The organism is Weissella thailandensis, assembly GCF_001932615.1.
Taxonomy (GTDB): domain Bacteria; phylum Bacillota; class Bacilli; order Lactobacillales; family Lactobacillaceae; genus Weissella; species Weissella thailandensis.
In genome coordinates this window covers 367,897-384,274 of the sequence record NZ_CP014332.1, presented here as the reverse complement: position 1 = coordinate 384,274, position 16,378 = coordinate 367,897, and the positions used below count along the sequence as shown (strand labels likewise).

5 protein-coding genes are annotated in these 16,378 nt (G+C 40.3%); all 5 read right to left on the bottom strand.

The window, feature by feature from the left end; all coding sequences use genetic code 11:
* Positions 1–87: 87 nt before the first annotated feature.
* The 5 genes from argH to FOL01_RS10965 all read right to left on the bottom strand — a co-directional run bounded on the left by argH (position 88) and on the right by FOL01_RS10965 (position 16,107).
* Positions 88–1,473, bottom strand: coding sequence for an argininosuccinate lyase (gene argH, locus FOL01_RS01870; RefSeq protein ID WP_075269052.1), 1,386 nt, complete (start codon positions 1,471–1,473; stop codon positions 88–90).
* A 15-nt stretch (positions 1,474–1,488) separates the two neighbouring features.
* Positions 1,489–2,712, bottom strand: a complete 1,224-nt coding sequence (locus FOL01_RS01865; protein WP_075269051.1) for an argininosuccinate synthase — start codon at positions 2,710–2,712, stop codon at positions 1,489–1,491.
* 180 nt (positions 2,713–2,892) lie between these two features.
* The gene (locus FOL01_RS01860) at positions 2,893–3,210 is read right to left on the bottom strand and encodes a SemiSWEET family transporter (protein WP_075269050.1); all 318 of its coding nucleotides are present in this window, start codon (positions 3,208–3,210) and stop codon (positions 2,893–2,895) included.
* Between the two features lie 213 nt (positions 3,211–3,423).
* Positions 3,424–4,755: a gluconate:H+ symporter gene (locus FOL01_RS01855; RefSeq protein WP_075269049.1), complete on the bottom strand. Its 1,332-nt coding sequence runs from the start codon at positions 4,753–4,755 to the stop codon at positions 3,424–3,426.
* Between the two features lie 246 nt (positions 4,756–5,001).
* On the bottom strand, positions 5,002–16,107 hold the full coding sequence (locus FOL01_RS10965; RefSeq protein WP_075269048.1) for a DUF1542 domain-containing protein: 11,106 nt from the start codon (positions 16,105–16,107) through the stop codon (positions 5,002–5,004).
* Positions 16,108–16,378 lie beyond the last annotated feature (271 nt).

Here is a 16,378-nt window from a genome sequence, read left to right as displayed (position 1 = left end):
CAAAAAAATAATAATAGAAATAAAAAACACATGAGTTAGATCTGTCTCGCTGGACAGCATTATCTAACTCATGTGTTTTTATCAATATCATTCACTAGCTAACTTTTTTTGCGCTTTTTTAATCTGATATTTCACTTGCTCGAAGCCAGTCGATCCCAAAGAAATTCGCCGGGCGACCGCATTTTCTGGGTCAAGTACATCATAAACATCATCTGCTATCAAAGGCTCAAATTCTTGTAACTGGGTTAAGGGCATTTTTTGTAAGGGTAAGTTATTGGCAATCCCATAATGAACTAACTTGCCGACTACCTGATGCGCTTGTCTAAACGGTAACCCTTTGTCAGCTAGATAATCTGCCAACTCGGTCGCATTCGAAAAATCATCCTGCAATGAAGCTGCTAACTTATCTGATTTCACTTGAATAGTAGCCAACATTTCCGTAAACAATGAGACACAAGCTTTCACCGTATCAATCGTGTCAAAAACACCTTCCTTGTCTTCTTGTAAATCTTTGTCATAGGCTAATGGCAAACCTTTTAGGGTCGTCAACAATGAGAACAATGAACCATAGACCCGACCAGTTTTTCCACGAATCAACTCAGCAACATCTGGATTTTTCTTTTGCGGCATGATTGAACTACCAGTAGCAAATTCATCACTAATTTCAATATACCCGAACTCATAAGAATTCCATTGAATAATCTCTTCACAGAATCGACTTAAATGCATCATCAAAGTCGCTGCAGCATGTAGGAAATCTAACAGGTAATCTCTGTCAGACACAGCATCGATTGAATTTTGGTAGTTGCCAGCAAAACCCAATTCTTGTGCACTATCCTCCCGATCAATTGGGAAGGTCGTTCCTGCTAAAGCGGCAGCCCCCAACGGTGATTGATTTGTACTGTGGTAAGCTGTTTCAAATCTTTGTTTATCACGCGTAAACATTTCATAATACGCCATTAAATAGTGAGCGTATGAAATAGGCTGGGCATGTTGCAAATGCGTATAACCTGCCATCAATGTGTTGACGTTAGCGTCAGCCTTTGTCACCACAACGTTTAACAATTCGTCTAGTAATGCAATGATTTGTACCGTTTCATCTTTCATAAACAAATGCATATCAGTGGCTGTTTGATCATTACGGCTACGCGCTGTATGTAGCTTACCAGCAACATCCCCAATCTCTTGTTGTAACAGATGCTCGATATTCATATGGATATCTTCGAACGTATCAGAAAAAGTTAACTCTCCCGTAGTTAATTTTTTCAATAACTTTTCTAATCCGCCAACAATTTGCGCACCTTCTGTTTCTGAAAGTATCTTGGTATGCGTCAACATTTTTGCATGGGCAATTGAACCTTCCAAATCATGTTTTGCTAAACGTTGGTCAAAGGAAATTGACGCATTAAAAGCTACAACATCAGCACTATTTCCTTTTTCAAAACGGCCACCCCACATTTGATTTGTTGCCATTATTTTGCCTACTTTCTACTTTAAAACAACTTTTTCTGCATCTGCTAATTTTTGTTGTACTTGCGCATGCACGACTGAAGGTAAGCTATATAGCTTGATGAATCCGGCAGCTGATTCCTGATCAAAGGCATCAGCTGATGTGTATGTTGCCAAATCTAGACTATATAGTGAATTCTTTGATTGACGACCTTCACAAATCACATTACCCTTAAACAACTTAACGCGAACCACACCATTCACTTCTTTTTGGCTTTCATCAATAAATGCTTTCAATGAATCAAACAAAGGTGTGTACCACAAAGCATTATAAATTGTATCCGCAATCTCTTTTTCAATAATTGGTTTGAAATGGGCAAGATCCTTAGTCGTAGTCAAATCTTCCAAATCTTTATGGGCTTTTAGTAACACTTCTGCACCGGGTGCTTCATAAACTTCACGTGACTTAATACCAATCAAACGATTTTCAACATGATCAATGCGGCCAATTCCATGCTTACCTGCCACTTGGTTTAATTCCTTAATCAAATCGGCTAGGGCATATTCTTGCCCATTAATAGCAACTGGCACACCTTGTTCAAAGGCAATCTCAACATAGTCCGGTTCATCTGGCGTATTTTCCAAAGCAGTTGTACGCTCATACGCATCTTCAGGTGCTGTGGCCCATGGATCCTCCAAAACACCACATTCATTTGCACGTCCCCAAAGATTTTCATCAATTGAATATGGGCTTTCGGTTGTAATTGGAACAGGAATACCATTTTCTTTAGCATAAGCGATTTCCATTTCACGTGACATGTGTTGATCACGAATAGGATCTTCAATTTTCATCTCAGGTGCTAAGGCATGGATCTCTGTTTCAAAACGGACTTGGTCATTTCCCTTACCCGTGCAACCATGGGCAATCGCAGTTGCCCCATATTGCTTAGCAACTTCAACTAATTTCTTGGCAATCAAAGGTCGTGACAATGCTGAAATTAATGGATACTCCCCTTCGTAATAAGCATGAGCTTGTAAGGCAACTAATGCATACTCCTCCGCAAATTCTTGTTGTGCATCAATAACAACTGATTCAATGGCACCAACTTGCTTCCCCTTGGCTTGAATCTTATCTAAGTCTTTTTCCTCACCAACATCGATACAACATGCAATCACATCATAGCCGGCATTTTTTAACCAGGCAATCTCGACTGACGTATCTAAACCACCAGAATAAGCTAAAACAACTTTCTCATTACTCATAACAATTCCCTCTCTTTGAACGTTTTCTAAATAATAGAATAAATATACATTAAATGCAATGCTTTTTGCGTTTTATTCATAAATTAAACGTATATTCACTTTATAATGCATATTTTAACTAGTAAAAAAGACTACCGAACATCGTCAGTAGTCTTTTGTCTCTATTAATTATATTCAAATTTAATGAACGTAGATTGTAATGATAGTTAGAATTCCCAAGAATATACCTGGCACATTTGATATCACTAATGGCCAATCTCGGTATTTTTTTAACCATCCATATCCAGCCCACAACATGGCATCTAACATCATAGTTAGTGGCTGAACAAGTGGTACTGGATTACCAGCAAGGTTACTTTGAATTTCGGTTATATACGATAAATACATGAGCACACACATAATAGTTGCTAATATACTAATCAACCTTACAATAGTAACCCTACTACTTAAATCAATAAAGCGCCGTCTATCACTAGATTTATCGGTTCCGCTGTCCATTTTCCTGTTTATTGCCTCCTAAAGCTAAAAGTATGTCCGACATATATGATAGTCGCATTTAGATATTATGCAAGGGTTAATTTTTTAAAATGTTATTTACTTATGACAGGATGCTAATATGTACCTTTTATATATAAAAAAGCAGCCAAATTCACAATGAATTTAGCTACTGAACGATTTAAATAATCGGTTAATTTTCTATTGCTTAAATCATTATACAAACAATGATAGTAATAGCACTGAACCTAATCCGGCAAGTGCCAGGACACTAGTCAGCGTTGTCCAAGATAACAACGTTTCCTTTAATGACAAGCCAAAATATTCTTTGATCATCCAGAAACCAGCATCATTAACATGATCAGCGAATACTGAACCGGCACCAATTGCCAAAACAATCAAAGCCGGATTAACTGAAGAACTAGCAACCAATGGTGCAATTAATCCTGCAGCTGTAATTCCTGAAACCGTTGAAGATCCCAAACTGACACGTAGTACAGCGGTAATCAACCAAGCAGCGATGATTGGTGACATTGCTGTATTAGCAAATAATGCCGAAACATAATCTGAAATACCACCCTCAATCAATACTTCCTTAAGGGCACCACCACCACCAATAATTAATAGCATCATGGCAATTTGCTTAATTGATTCCGTTAACGTGTTACCAATTTCTGACATTTTAACACCACGTAAAATACCCATGGTAAATAATGCAAAGAGCAGTGACAGTAGCATTGCCATATCGGGACTACCAATAAAGCCAACTATTTGACCAATAACTGATTTTTTATCTAAGAATGGATCTAATATCGTTGCAATCCCAATTAAGATAACTGGCATCATTGACGTTAAAATACTGATACCAAAACCAGGCGTTTCTTCGATTGCAAATGTTTTAAATTCACCAAAAACATTTGGTGTGTCCTTATGATAGGCACTTGGATAAACCTTCTTCAGTACCATATTAAAAATTGGTCCCGCAATGATAATCGTTGGAATCGCCGCAATAATACCAAGCAACAAGACTTGACCAATACTTGCATCAAACACGCCTGCAACAGCAGTTGGTGCTGGATGTGGTGGCAAGAATGCGTGTGCAGTATTCAAAGTCGCAGCCATTGGAATTCCTAAGTAAAGCAATGGCACGTTCAACTCTTTAGCAATCACAAACAAAATTGGTAGTAAGACAACTAACCCAACTTCGAAGAACAACGCAATACCAACAATAAATGAAGCTAGAATAATCGCAATTTGAATTTGCTTACGACCAAACTTTTGAATTAGTGTGTGTGCAATTCGATAACCACCACCAGTATCAGAAACAAGTTTTCCAATCATTGATCCTAGGCCGAAAACAATGGCTAAGTGACCAAGCTGGCCGCCAATACCGTTTTCGATAGCTGGTCCAATTTTATCAACTGGAATCCCTAGTACTAAAGCTAAAAAGACAGCGGTTACTAATAATGAGACATATGTATTTAATTTAAATTTCACAATTAGCAAAATCAATAAAACAATGCCTACCGATCCCCAAAACAATGGCATAATAAAATCTCCCTATAAAATAAACATAATAAAATCTATCACCATCATAGTGTAACCGTTTACATCGCTATTAGCTAGTGCTTTATCGTTCCATTATGGGACAACTATATGCCGTCATTTATTGACTAAAATCTTGACATATTATTAATCACTATTTCCACCGTAAAAAAGCAGTCCGATTTTATCATCAGACTGCTTTTACTATGTGACAAGACTTAATTTTGCTTGTGTGTACCTTGCCACCCATTAATTTTTATTGTCACGTCTCTTACCTTTTACGCCTATTGTACCCAATAAACTAGCTAATAGTACAACTAGCATTGCTGTTGTTCCATGCTTTTCGTCAGTTGTCTGAACACCAGTATTCGGTAATTTTACATTATCTGATTTATGAGCCTTCTTATTGTGGTCAGTAGCACTCGATGATGGTTGCTTTTCATCCTCAGTCACATGAATAACTGTTTTGGCGCTAGTATCTGCATGTTGATATGGATTTGACTCCGTCACATGGCCATAATTCGTACCGGGTACGTGTTGTTTATCAATTTTCTCCTTTCCTTCACTCAATATTTTATTAACCTCGTCAGCAGTTTTAGCTTCATCAATCGCCTGCAAAGCGTGCTGTACAGCAACATCAACAGCATGCTTCTGTTTTGCTCTTTCAGATGCAGTAAGTGATGCATCTTTGTCAATATCATGCTTAATTTTATTACCTTCAGCAATGATATCCACCTTAGCTTGATCTTTTTGGTTATCAACGTTTTGGCCAGCTTTATGCTGTGCCTTAACCGCATTGACACCAGCAATCGTTACTTGTTGAATATCATCAGCAGTTTGTGCACGATCTATTCTTTGATTTGCTAAAAGTACTTCCTGATCAACTGCTGCCTTTTGAGCTTGCTTTTGCTCGGCAGTTAATGTTGGGTCGTTATCAATAGCCAGTTTAGTCTCATTGGCCGTTGCTTGAATTTTATCTTTAGCAAGTGCCTTTTGCTTATTAATACTCATCCCCACTTGATGTTGCTTAGCAATTGACACATTGCCAACGACTACCGCTTGATTAATATCATCCGCATTATCTGCTACATCAATTGTCGCATTAGCATCGTTGGCTATTTTATCAACATTAGCTTTTTGTTTGTTCTTTTCGGCTGTCGTCAATGTCACATCGTTATCAATAGCCAACTTTGTTCGATTTGCAGCCGCTTGAATTGCTTCCTTGGCAGCATTCATTTGATCACCTAGAGTAACCCCATGCTTGTGCTGGTTAGCAATATCTTCCTCGCCAGTCGCCACTGTAGCATTAATATAGTCCGCGCTATCCGAAGCATCAATAACTATGTTGACAGCACTCACGGCCTTATCAACATTAGCCTTTTGCTCGCTCTTCTGGGCTGCCGTCAATGTCTTATCGTTATCGATTGCTTGCTTTACTTCATTCGCAGCTGCTTGGATTTCTGCCTTGGCTGCATCCTTCTGGTCATCAGTTGATTTACCTGATTGATGGGCATTTGCAATCGCTAGATTTCCATCACTAACCGCTTTATTAATTCCATTAGCATCTGTTGCTGCATCAATTGCTGCATTAACAGCTCTCACCACTTTATCAACGTTAGCCATTTGCGCGTTCTTCTCTGCTGTGGTCAATGTCTTATCATTATCAATTACTTGTTTAATCTGACTTGCTATCACTTTAATGGCTGCCTTAGCATCATTCTTTTGACGATCAACCGCTCGGCCTGATTGATGTGCTTTTGCGATTACTGTCTGACCGTTGGCTAACGCTTGGTTAATACCATCGGCATCTGTCGCTTTATCAATTGCCGTATTGGCGGCGCTCACGGCCTTATCAACATTTTGCTTTTGTTCATTCTTTTCATCTGTCGTCAACGTCTTATCATTGTCGATTACTTGTTTCACTTGATTAGCTACCGCTTGAATCGTTGTTTTAGCTGCATCCTTTTGCTCTGCAACTGCTGTACCACTCTGATGTTGATTAGAAATTTCTGTCTGGCCATCGACTGTCGCTTGGTTAATTTCATCCGCATCCGTTGCTTCATCGATGGCTGCATTGGCGACACTCACGGCTTTATCAACGTTAGCTTTTTGCTCATTCTTCTCTGCTGTCGTCAACGTCTTATCGTTGTCGATTGCTTGCTTCACTTCGTTCGCAGCTGCTTGAATTGCTTCCTTGGCAACGTCCTTTTGGTCGTCAGTTGCTTGACCGACTTGATGCGCATTCGTGATTGCCATCTTACCATCATCTACAGATTGATTAATATCGTCCGCATTTGTCGCTTCATCAATCGCTTCGTTGGCAGCACTAATCGCTTTATCTACCTTTTTCTTCTGCTGTTCTTTTTCTACCGTGGTCAATGTGACATCGTTGTCGATATCCAACTTTGTTTTATTTGCTGCCGCTTGGAGTGCTCCCTTGGCTGCATCTTTTTGATTATCAGTTGGGTGGCCGGCTTGATACGCATTTGTGATTGCCGTCTTACCATCATCTACAGATTGCCTGATATCGTCCGCATTTGTTGCTTTATCGATTGCGGCGTTGGCAGCACTAACCGCTTTATCAACGTTAGCTTTTTGTGAGTTCTTTTCTGCTGTCGTCAACGTTTTATCGTTGTCGATTGCTTGTTTCACTTCAGTCGCGGCAGCTTGAATCGCTTCTTTCGCTACATCTTTTTGGTCATCAGTTGGATGACCGGTTTGATGCGCGTTCATAATTGCCGTCTTACCATCACTAACTGCTTGATTAATCTCATCGGCATCCGTTCCTTTATCAATCGCCTCATTAGCAGCACTAACCGCTTTATCAACATCAGCTTTTTGCGCATTCTTTTCTGCTGTTGTTAAAGTTTTATCGTTATCGATTGCTTGCTTTGCTTCGTTCGCAGCTGCTTGGATTGCTTCTTTTGCCGCAGCCTTTTGTTCTGCGACTGTCGTACCAACCTGATGTTGGTTAGCAACCTCGATCTGACTATTGGCTACCGCTTGCTTGATCCCATCAGCATTCGTTGCTGCACCGATTGCCTTATTAGCAGCATTCACGGCTTTATCAACGTTAACTTTTTGCGCGTTCTTTTCTGCTGTCGTCAGGGTTTTATCATTGTCGATTGCTTGCTTAATCTTATTTGCTTCCGCTTGAATTGCTGCATTAGCGGCATTCTTTTGTTCTGCAACTGCTGTACCACTCTGGTGTTGATGGACAATTGCTGTTTGACCATCACTCACAGCCTGATTAATTTCATCTGCATCTGTTGCCGCATCAATTACCTTATTGGCGGCACTTACGGCCCTATCAACATCAGCCTTTTGCTGATCTTTTTCGACTGTCGTCAATGTTACATCGTTATCAATCTCTTGCTTAATCTTATTTGCTTCCGCTTGAATCGTTGCATTAGCGGCATTCTTTTGATCATTAGTTGCTTGACCTACTTGATGTGCGTTTGCAATGGATATCTTACCCCCAGCTACCGCTTGGTTAATGCTATCAGCGTCTGCTACTTTATCAATTGCAGCATTAGCAGCACTAACCGCTTTATCAACGTTAGCTTTTTGCGCGTTCTTCTCTGCTGTTGTTAAAGTTTTATCTTTATCGATGGCTTGCTTTACTTCGTTCGCAGCTGTTTGAATTGCTTCTTTCGCTACATCTTTTTGGTCATCAGTTGCTTGACCGGCTTGATGCGCGTTCGCGATTGCCGTCTTACCATCAGATACTGCTTGATTGATATCGTCCGCATTTGTTGCTGCATCAATCGCTGCATTTGCAGCATTTTCCGCTTCATCTACCTTTTGCTTCTGCTGTTCTTTTTCTGTCGTTGTCAACGTGGCATCGTTGTCGATATCCAACTTTGTTTGATTTGCTGCCGCTTGGAGTGCTCCCTTGGCTGCATCTTTTTGTTTATCAGTTGGGTGACCGACTTGATGCGCATTAGTGATTGCTGTCTGACCGTCAGCTACTGCTTGATTGATATAGTCCGCATTTGTTGCTGCATCAATCGCTGCATTGGCAACACTCACCGCTTTATCAGCCTTAGATTTTTGTGCGTCCTTCTCTGCCGCCGTCAATGTTTTATCGTTGTCGATTGCTTGCTTCACTTCGTTTGCAGCGGCTTGTATGGCTTCCTTGGCCGCATTTTTTTGGTCTGCAACTGCTGTACTACTCTGGTGTTGGTTAGCTATATTTGCCTTACCTTCATTAACTGCTTGATTAATACCGTCTGCATCTGTTGCTTTATTGATTGCTGCATTGGCAGCACTCACAGCTTTATCAACATCAACTTTTTGCGCGTTCTTCTCTGCTGTTGTTAAAGTTTTATCATTATCAATTGCTTGCTTCACTTCGTTCGCAACTGCTTGGATTGCTGCGTTGGCTACATCCTTCTGATCATCAGTTGGTTGACCGACTTGATGTGCATTCGCAATTGCTGTCTGACCGTCAGCTACAGATTGATTGATGTCGTCCGCATTTGTTGCTACATCGATTACTGCATTAACAGCAATCACCGCTTTATCAACATTAGCTTTTTGCGCGTCCTTTTCAGCTGTGGTCAATGTCTTATCATTGTCAATTGCTTGCTTAATCTGACTTGCTGTCGCTTGAATGGTTCCCTTTGCTGCATCTTTTTGATCTGCAACTGTCGTACCCATCTGGTGTTGGTTAGCTATATTTGGCTTGCCATCACTAACTGCTTGCTTAATCTCATCGGCATTTGTTGCTACATCGATTGCCGCATTAGCAACACTCACCGCTTTATCAACATTAGCCTTTTGCTGATTTTTTTCTGCCGTCGTCAATGTAACATCGTTTTCAATATCCAACTTTGTTTGATTTGCTACCGCTTGAAGTTCTGCCTTAGCTGAATCCTTTTGGTCATCTGTTGAGCGGCCGGCTTGATGTGCGTTTGCAATGGATATCTCACCATCAGCTACCGCTTGATTGATGTCGTCCGCATTTGTTGCTGCATCAATCGCTGCATTAGCAGCACTCACCGCTTTATCAACATTAGCTTTTTGTGCGTTCTTTTCTGCTCTCGTCAACGTTTTATCGTTGTCGATTGCTTGCTTTATTTGGTTCGCAGTTGCTTGAATCGCTTCTTTCGCTGCATCTTTTTGATCATCAGTTGAGAAACCGGCTTGATGCGCATTCGTGATTACTGTCTTGCCATTAGCTACCGCTTGATTAATTTCATCGGCATCTGTTGCTTTATCAATCGCTGCGTTTGCCACACTCACTGCCTTATCAACATTAGCTTTTTGTTTGTCCTTTTCGGCTGTCGTTAACGTCTTATCATTATCTATTGCTTGCTTCACTTCTTTTGCAGCGGCTTGTATTGTTTCTTTCGCTACATCTTTTTGGTCATCAGTTGGGTGACCAACTTGATGCGCATTCGCGATTGCCGTCTGACCAACACTTACCGCCTGGTTAATACCGTCAGCGCCTGTTGCTGCATCAATTGCGGCGTTTGCCACACTCACTGCCTTATCAACATTAGCTTTTTGTTTGTCCTTTTCGGCTGTCGTTAACGTCTTATCATTATCTATTGCTTGCTTCGCTTCGTTCGCGGCAGCTTGAATTACTTCTTTCGCTACATCTTTTTGGTCATCAGTTGGATGTCCGGCTTGATGCGCATTCACGATTGCTGTCTGACCAACACTTACCGCCTGGTTAATACCATCGGCGCCTGTTGCTGCATCAATTGCCTCATTAGCAGCACTTACTGCTTTATCAACGTCAGCTTTTTGTTCGCTCTTTTCGGCTGTCGTCAACGTCTTATCGTTATCGATATCCAGCTTTGTTTGATTTGCCACAGCTTGCAGTACTTCCTTGGCCGCATCTTTTTGATCTGCAACTGCTGTACTACTCTGGTGTTGGTTAGCTATATCTGCCTTGCCCTCACTAACTGCTTGATTAATACCGTCTGCATCTGTTGATGTATCAATTGCCTTATTAGCAGCACTCACTGCTTTATCAACATTAGCTTTTTGTTCGCTCTTTTCGGCTGTCGTCAACGTCTTATCGTTATCGATATCCAGCTTTGTTTGATTTGCCGCAGCTTGTAGTGCTTCCTTGGCCGCATCTTTTTGATCTGCAACTGCTGTACTACTCTGATGTTGGTTAACTATATTTGCCTTACCTTCACTAACTGCTTGATTAATATCGTCTGCATCTGTTGCTGCATCAATTGCGGCATTGGCCACACTCACCGCTTTATCAACATTAACTTTTTGCGCATTCTTTTCGACTGTTGTTAAAGTTCTATCGCTATCAATTGCTTGCTTTGCTTTGTTCGCAGCTACTTGGATTTCTTCTTTAGCGATGTCCTTTTGACCATCAGTTGGGTGACCGACTTGATGCGCATTCTCGATTTCTATCTTGCCATCAGCCACAGATTGATTGATGTCGTCCGCATTTGTTGCTTTATCAATCGCTGCGTTTGCCACACTCACTGCCTTATCAACATTAGCTTTTTGCTCATTCTTCTCTGACGTCGTCAATGTCTTATCGTTGTCGATTGCTTGCTTAATCTGATTTGCTGTCGCTTGAATCGTTATCTTAGCTGCTTCCTTTTGATCTGCAACTGCCGTACCAGTCTGGTGTTGGTTAGTAATGTCTGTCTTGCCATCGGCGACTGCTTGATTAATGTCATCCGCATTTGTTGCTGCATCAATTGCCTCATTAGCAGCACTTACTGCTTTATCAACGTCAGCTTTTTGTTCGCTCTTTTCGGCTGTCGTCAACGTCTTATCGTTATCGATATCCAGCTTTGTTTGATTTGCCGCAACTTGTAGTGCTTCCTTGGCCACATCTTTTTGATCTGCAACTACCGTACTGATCTGGTGTTGGTTAATAATGTCTGTCTTGCCATCGGCGACTGCTTGATTAATGTCATCCGCATCTGTTGCTACTTCGATTGCCTCATTAGCAGCACTCACCGCTTTATCAACGTTAGCTTTTTGTTCGCTCTTTTCGACTGTCGTCAACGTCTTGTCGTTATCAATTGATTGCTTCACTTCATTTGCAGTTGCTTGAATCGCTTCTTTCGCTACATCTTTTTGGTCATCAGTTGCTTGACCAGCTTGATGCGCATTCGCGATTGCCGTCTGACCGTCAGCTACTGCTTGATTAATGTCATCCGCATCTGTTGCTACTTCGATTGCGGCGTTGGCAGCACTCACCGCTTTATCAACGTTAGATTTTTGCGCACTCTTCTCTGCTGTCGTCAACGTCTTATCGTTATCGATATCCAGCTTTGTTTGATTTGCCACAGCTTGTAGTGCTTCCTTGGCCGCATCTTTTTGATCTGCAACTGCCGTACCAGTCTGGTGTTGGTTAGTAATGTCTGTCTTGCCATCGGCGACTGCTTGAGTAATGTCATCCGCATTTGTTGCTGCATTAATTGCCTCATTAGCAACACCAACCGCTTTATCAATGTTAGATTTTTGCGCATTCTTTTCGGCTGTCGTTAAAGTTTTATCGTTATCGATTGCTTGCTTTACTTTTTTCGCTGTTGCTTGGATTGCTTCTTTGGCAACGTCCTTTTGGTCATCAGTTGCTTGGCCGACTTGATGCGCATTCTCGATTGCTATCTTGCCATCAGATACAGATTCATTGATTCCGTCCGCATTTGTTGCTGCATCAATGGCGGCATTGGCAGCACTCACCGCTTTATCAACGTTAGATTTTTGCGCGCTCTTCTCTGCTGTCGTCAACGTCTTATCGTTGTCGATTGCTTGCTTCACTTTAGTCGCAGCTGCTTGAATGGTTTCTTTGGCTGCATCCTTCTGATCATCAGTTGGGTGACCGGATTGATGCACATTCGTGATTGCCGTCTTGCCGTCAGCTACACATTGGTTAATGCCATCCGCATTTGTTGCTGCATCAATTGCGGCATTGGCAGCACTTACTGCTTTATCAACGTCAGCTTTTTGTTCGCTCTTTTCGGCTATCGTCAACGTCTTATCGTTATCGATATCCAGCTTTGTTTGATTTGCCACAGCTTGTAATGCTTCTTTGGCCACATCTTTTTGGTCTGCAACTGTCGTACCAATCTGGTGTTGGTTAGCTATATCTGCCTTGCCCTCACTAACTGCTTGATTAATACCGTCTGCATCTGTTGATGTATCAATTGCCTTATTAGCAGCACTCACCGCTTTATCAACGTTAGATTTTTGCGCACTCTTCTCTGCTGTCGTCAACGTCTTATCGTTATCGATATCCAGCTTTGTTTGATTTGCCACAGCTTGTAGTGCTTCCTTGGCCGCATCTTTTTGATCTGCAACTGCTGTACCCATCTGATGTTGGTTAGCAATCTCTGTCTTGCCGTCAACGATCATTTGGTTAATGTTATCAGCGCCCTTTGCTACATCGATAGCGGTATTGGCAGCACTCGCAACTTTGTCTACATTGGCCTTTTGTTTATTCTTTTCAGTTGTTGTCAGCGTCGTATCATTATCGATTTCATGCTTGATTTGATCTACAATGGCTTGAATATTTTCTTTAGCAGTATTTTTTTGATCTGTAACACTCGTACCAGGTTGGTGAATATTAGCAATATTAATTTTACCCGTTGCGACAGCACTATCGATACCATTCGCACCTGTTGCTGCATCAATTGCTGTGTTTGCAGTATTAGCGGCTTTGTCGACGTTAGCTTTTTGCGTCTGCTTCTCAGTTACTGTCAACGTCTTATCGTTGTCGATTTTTGTCTTAGTTTGATTAACGGCATCAATGATTGCTTGCTTAGCTTGTTGGATTTTTGCGGCACTTTGGTTACCAGCTGCTGAAGTGTAGCCATCAATCGTTAACTTTGATTGATCTGTCAACGTGTCAACATCATTTTGAGTCGTAGCAGCATCAATTGCTACACTTTCTTTTGTCACTTCATTATCAATGTCAGATTTATACTGCTCTTTTTCAGCAGTCGTTAATCCCGGCATTGTTGTATCAATTTTATTTTTAGCTTGTTCACCATATGCAACTAAAGCTTCTTTACCAAGAATTTTCTTATTAGCTAGTCTTAGCTCACTAACATTGTAATCCTCAATATCTTCTAAAAAGTCCTTAACTGCGTAAAGCGTAATTGAATCCCCATCACCCAATGATATGCCTGACAAATCAATAACAAACTGCCCATTTTCCTTAGTAATAGCTGCATAATATTTATCGTCTTTCCAATAAGGGCTAGTCAATTGATTAATCGTTCCAAGATTATCGATTGTTCCATCCTTATGCTTAATACCGACATTGATATAAGCACCAGTCAAGCCGTTTGCCAGACTTCCAGTCAATGAAGTACCGTTTAATCTAACATTATCAATAGCAACATCTTCTCCAGCAGATATTAGGTGCAAAATATTAATCGATTGGTTATTTAGTAGCTCTTTTACCCTATTTTCGGTATCTTGTGTTTTACCCTCAACACTAGCAACCGTTACTTTACCGTTACTAAAAGTTAGGGTTAACTTTTTAATTGCATTTGTATAGCCATCCCCATCTTTAACACGCACATCGTTAAAGGTTAAACTAGCATTATTAATAATCGTACTACCCGTATTAGTGTTTTTTGATTGATCAATCAAAAATTCTTTTGGATTAGTAACAGTGAACTGACCACCACCTGAAATATTAAAAATAGCAATCGCACCAGTACCATCAATAGCTACATTAAACGATGCATCTTTTTTAATAGTAAAATTTGCATTGTTTTTCGTGATACTAAAAATACTTTTTGTTGAATCGCCTAGATTATTACCTTGGAAATTGAAGCTTGCACCCGAACCAATAATGATTGCTGCATTGGCACCATTAAAGTAAATTGGCTCAGCTAATAATTTGCCATTAGCAACAATATTAATTTTTGCATTAGCTGCAGCTGTCACCGTTGCCCCACTTCCTAAAGCAATAGCCCCTGATGCACCTGCATCACTTGGGTCAACGTTTAAATAAATATTTAACTTCGCACCTTTCCCAAGAGTAACATTACCATCTGTTAAAATAGCGTAAGATGCCCCATTTTGTACACCCTCACCGGTACCATTAGCATTTGTATGAGGATACAAATCAACAGTAGCACCAGCTTCCAAAACAGCGCCTTTACCACCATTAGTTAGTTGCAAAACATTACCATTACTAGTTGTTGCAATAAAGTGACTACCCGTAGTGAAAATGACAGATGCTCCCTGAATAACTTGCTGGTTATTTCCACGATTAACACTCGAGTCTTGTGTCATCTTTAATTGGTCATGTCCAGCAATACCATTACTATATTGGGCAACCGTTGTCACTGTCACATTATTATGCATATAAATATCTGCATTAGGTGAATAAACAAATTGTGAACCAGTATAGATCACATTATTAAAGTGGTATTCTTTTGCGTTCCTGATCATGCCGTAATAACTACGACCAAACATATTCAAATTTTGAATAGTAATAATACCATTACCTTTATCTGTAAAATAATATGAATCCATATCAAGAGTGTAACGTTTGCCTGCCAAAGAAGTAATCATAATACTTCTAGAGTTGGAAATAGTTATTCCTTTCCAACCACTTAAATCAGACATATCAATATTATTAGCAATATAGACAGTATTATAAGTTCCCTTAGAAATGGCATCTGATAACTGTTGAGCCGTATTTACAGTAATGGCATTTTCTGCTTGTGTATCGTCCCTTACTTTCACATAATTTTTTTCATTGATGACTGACGTACGGTTATCTGTGTTTGCTGCTGATGAAATTGCTTGGCTTGCCTGACTACTTTGTACTGCACTACTATCATTGTTTGAAGTAGCTGCAGAAGTAGTCGGACTTGCTTGTGACTGTGCTATTTGATTTACTGAATCAACTGCAGTGTCCTTTGACGTCGTCGTTTCATTTTCAATCGCGTCACTTGTAGCAGTATCAGACGTGGCTGTACTATCCGTTACAGGTTTATCTTCACTAGTCATTGCTGAGCTAGTCGCTGTCGGTGAACCCATGCTACTATCCGCAATACTGGTAGTATCTGCATCACTACTTGCCACACTATCAGTTTGGCTAACCGCTGCAGAACTTGTTGTGACATTTGTTACATCTGTAGCATCATTGGTTGTTTCTGCAGCCGCGTCACTTGTATTGATATCACCACTAGTAACTATTTTGAAACCTACCGAATCACTTGAAGATTCAGACGGTTCAAATGTCGTACTAGCCTGATCAATGGTCGTTTCATCCGCATGAACACTTTGAGATGCCCCTTCAATTCCCAGTCCCAAACTTAATGTTGTAATACCAGCAAACATCCATTTTTTACCAGCTTTATACATTTTAAAGCGAACTATTTTTCTCGTCTCCATTGTTAACTACGCCCCCCTTAAATCTGTTAAAAGATATTAAAAATATTCAAAAACAATTTGTTAGGGTCCATGTTATTATTAAAAACCGATTTATCCCTACCTGTTTTTTTATATATTGGAAAATAGTTAGATTGCACTATTCATTTTTTGCACAATTTAGAGAATAATTCGATATTATGTAACAATTTATTAGTTTATGATAGAGATGATAGGTTTTTTTACTATAAAATCTTACGATGAGAACTGTACTTAATGTTAGTGTATGTATTAT

Coding starts and splice junctions, on each gene's coding strand:
- argH (WP_075269052.1), bottom strand. CDS start 1,473: ATGGCAACAAATCAAATGTGGGGTGGCCGTTTTGAAAAAGGAAATAGT.
- FOL01_RS01865 (WP_075269051.1), bottom strand. CDS start 2,712: ATGAGTAATGAGAAAGTTGTTTTAGCTTATTCTGGTGGTTTAGATACG.
- FOL01_RS01860 (WP_075269050.1), bottom strand. CDS start 3,210: ATGGACAGCGGAACCGATAAATCTAGTGATAGACGGCGCTTTATTGAT.
- FOL01_RS01855 (WP_075269049.1), bottom strand. CDS start 4,755: ATGCCATTGTTTTGGGGATCGGTAGGCATTGTTTTATTGATTTTGCTA.
- FOL01_RS10965 (WP_075269048.1), bottom strand. CDS start 16,107: ATGGAGACGAGAAAAATAGTTCGCTTTAAAATGTATAAAGCTGGTAAA.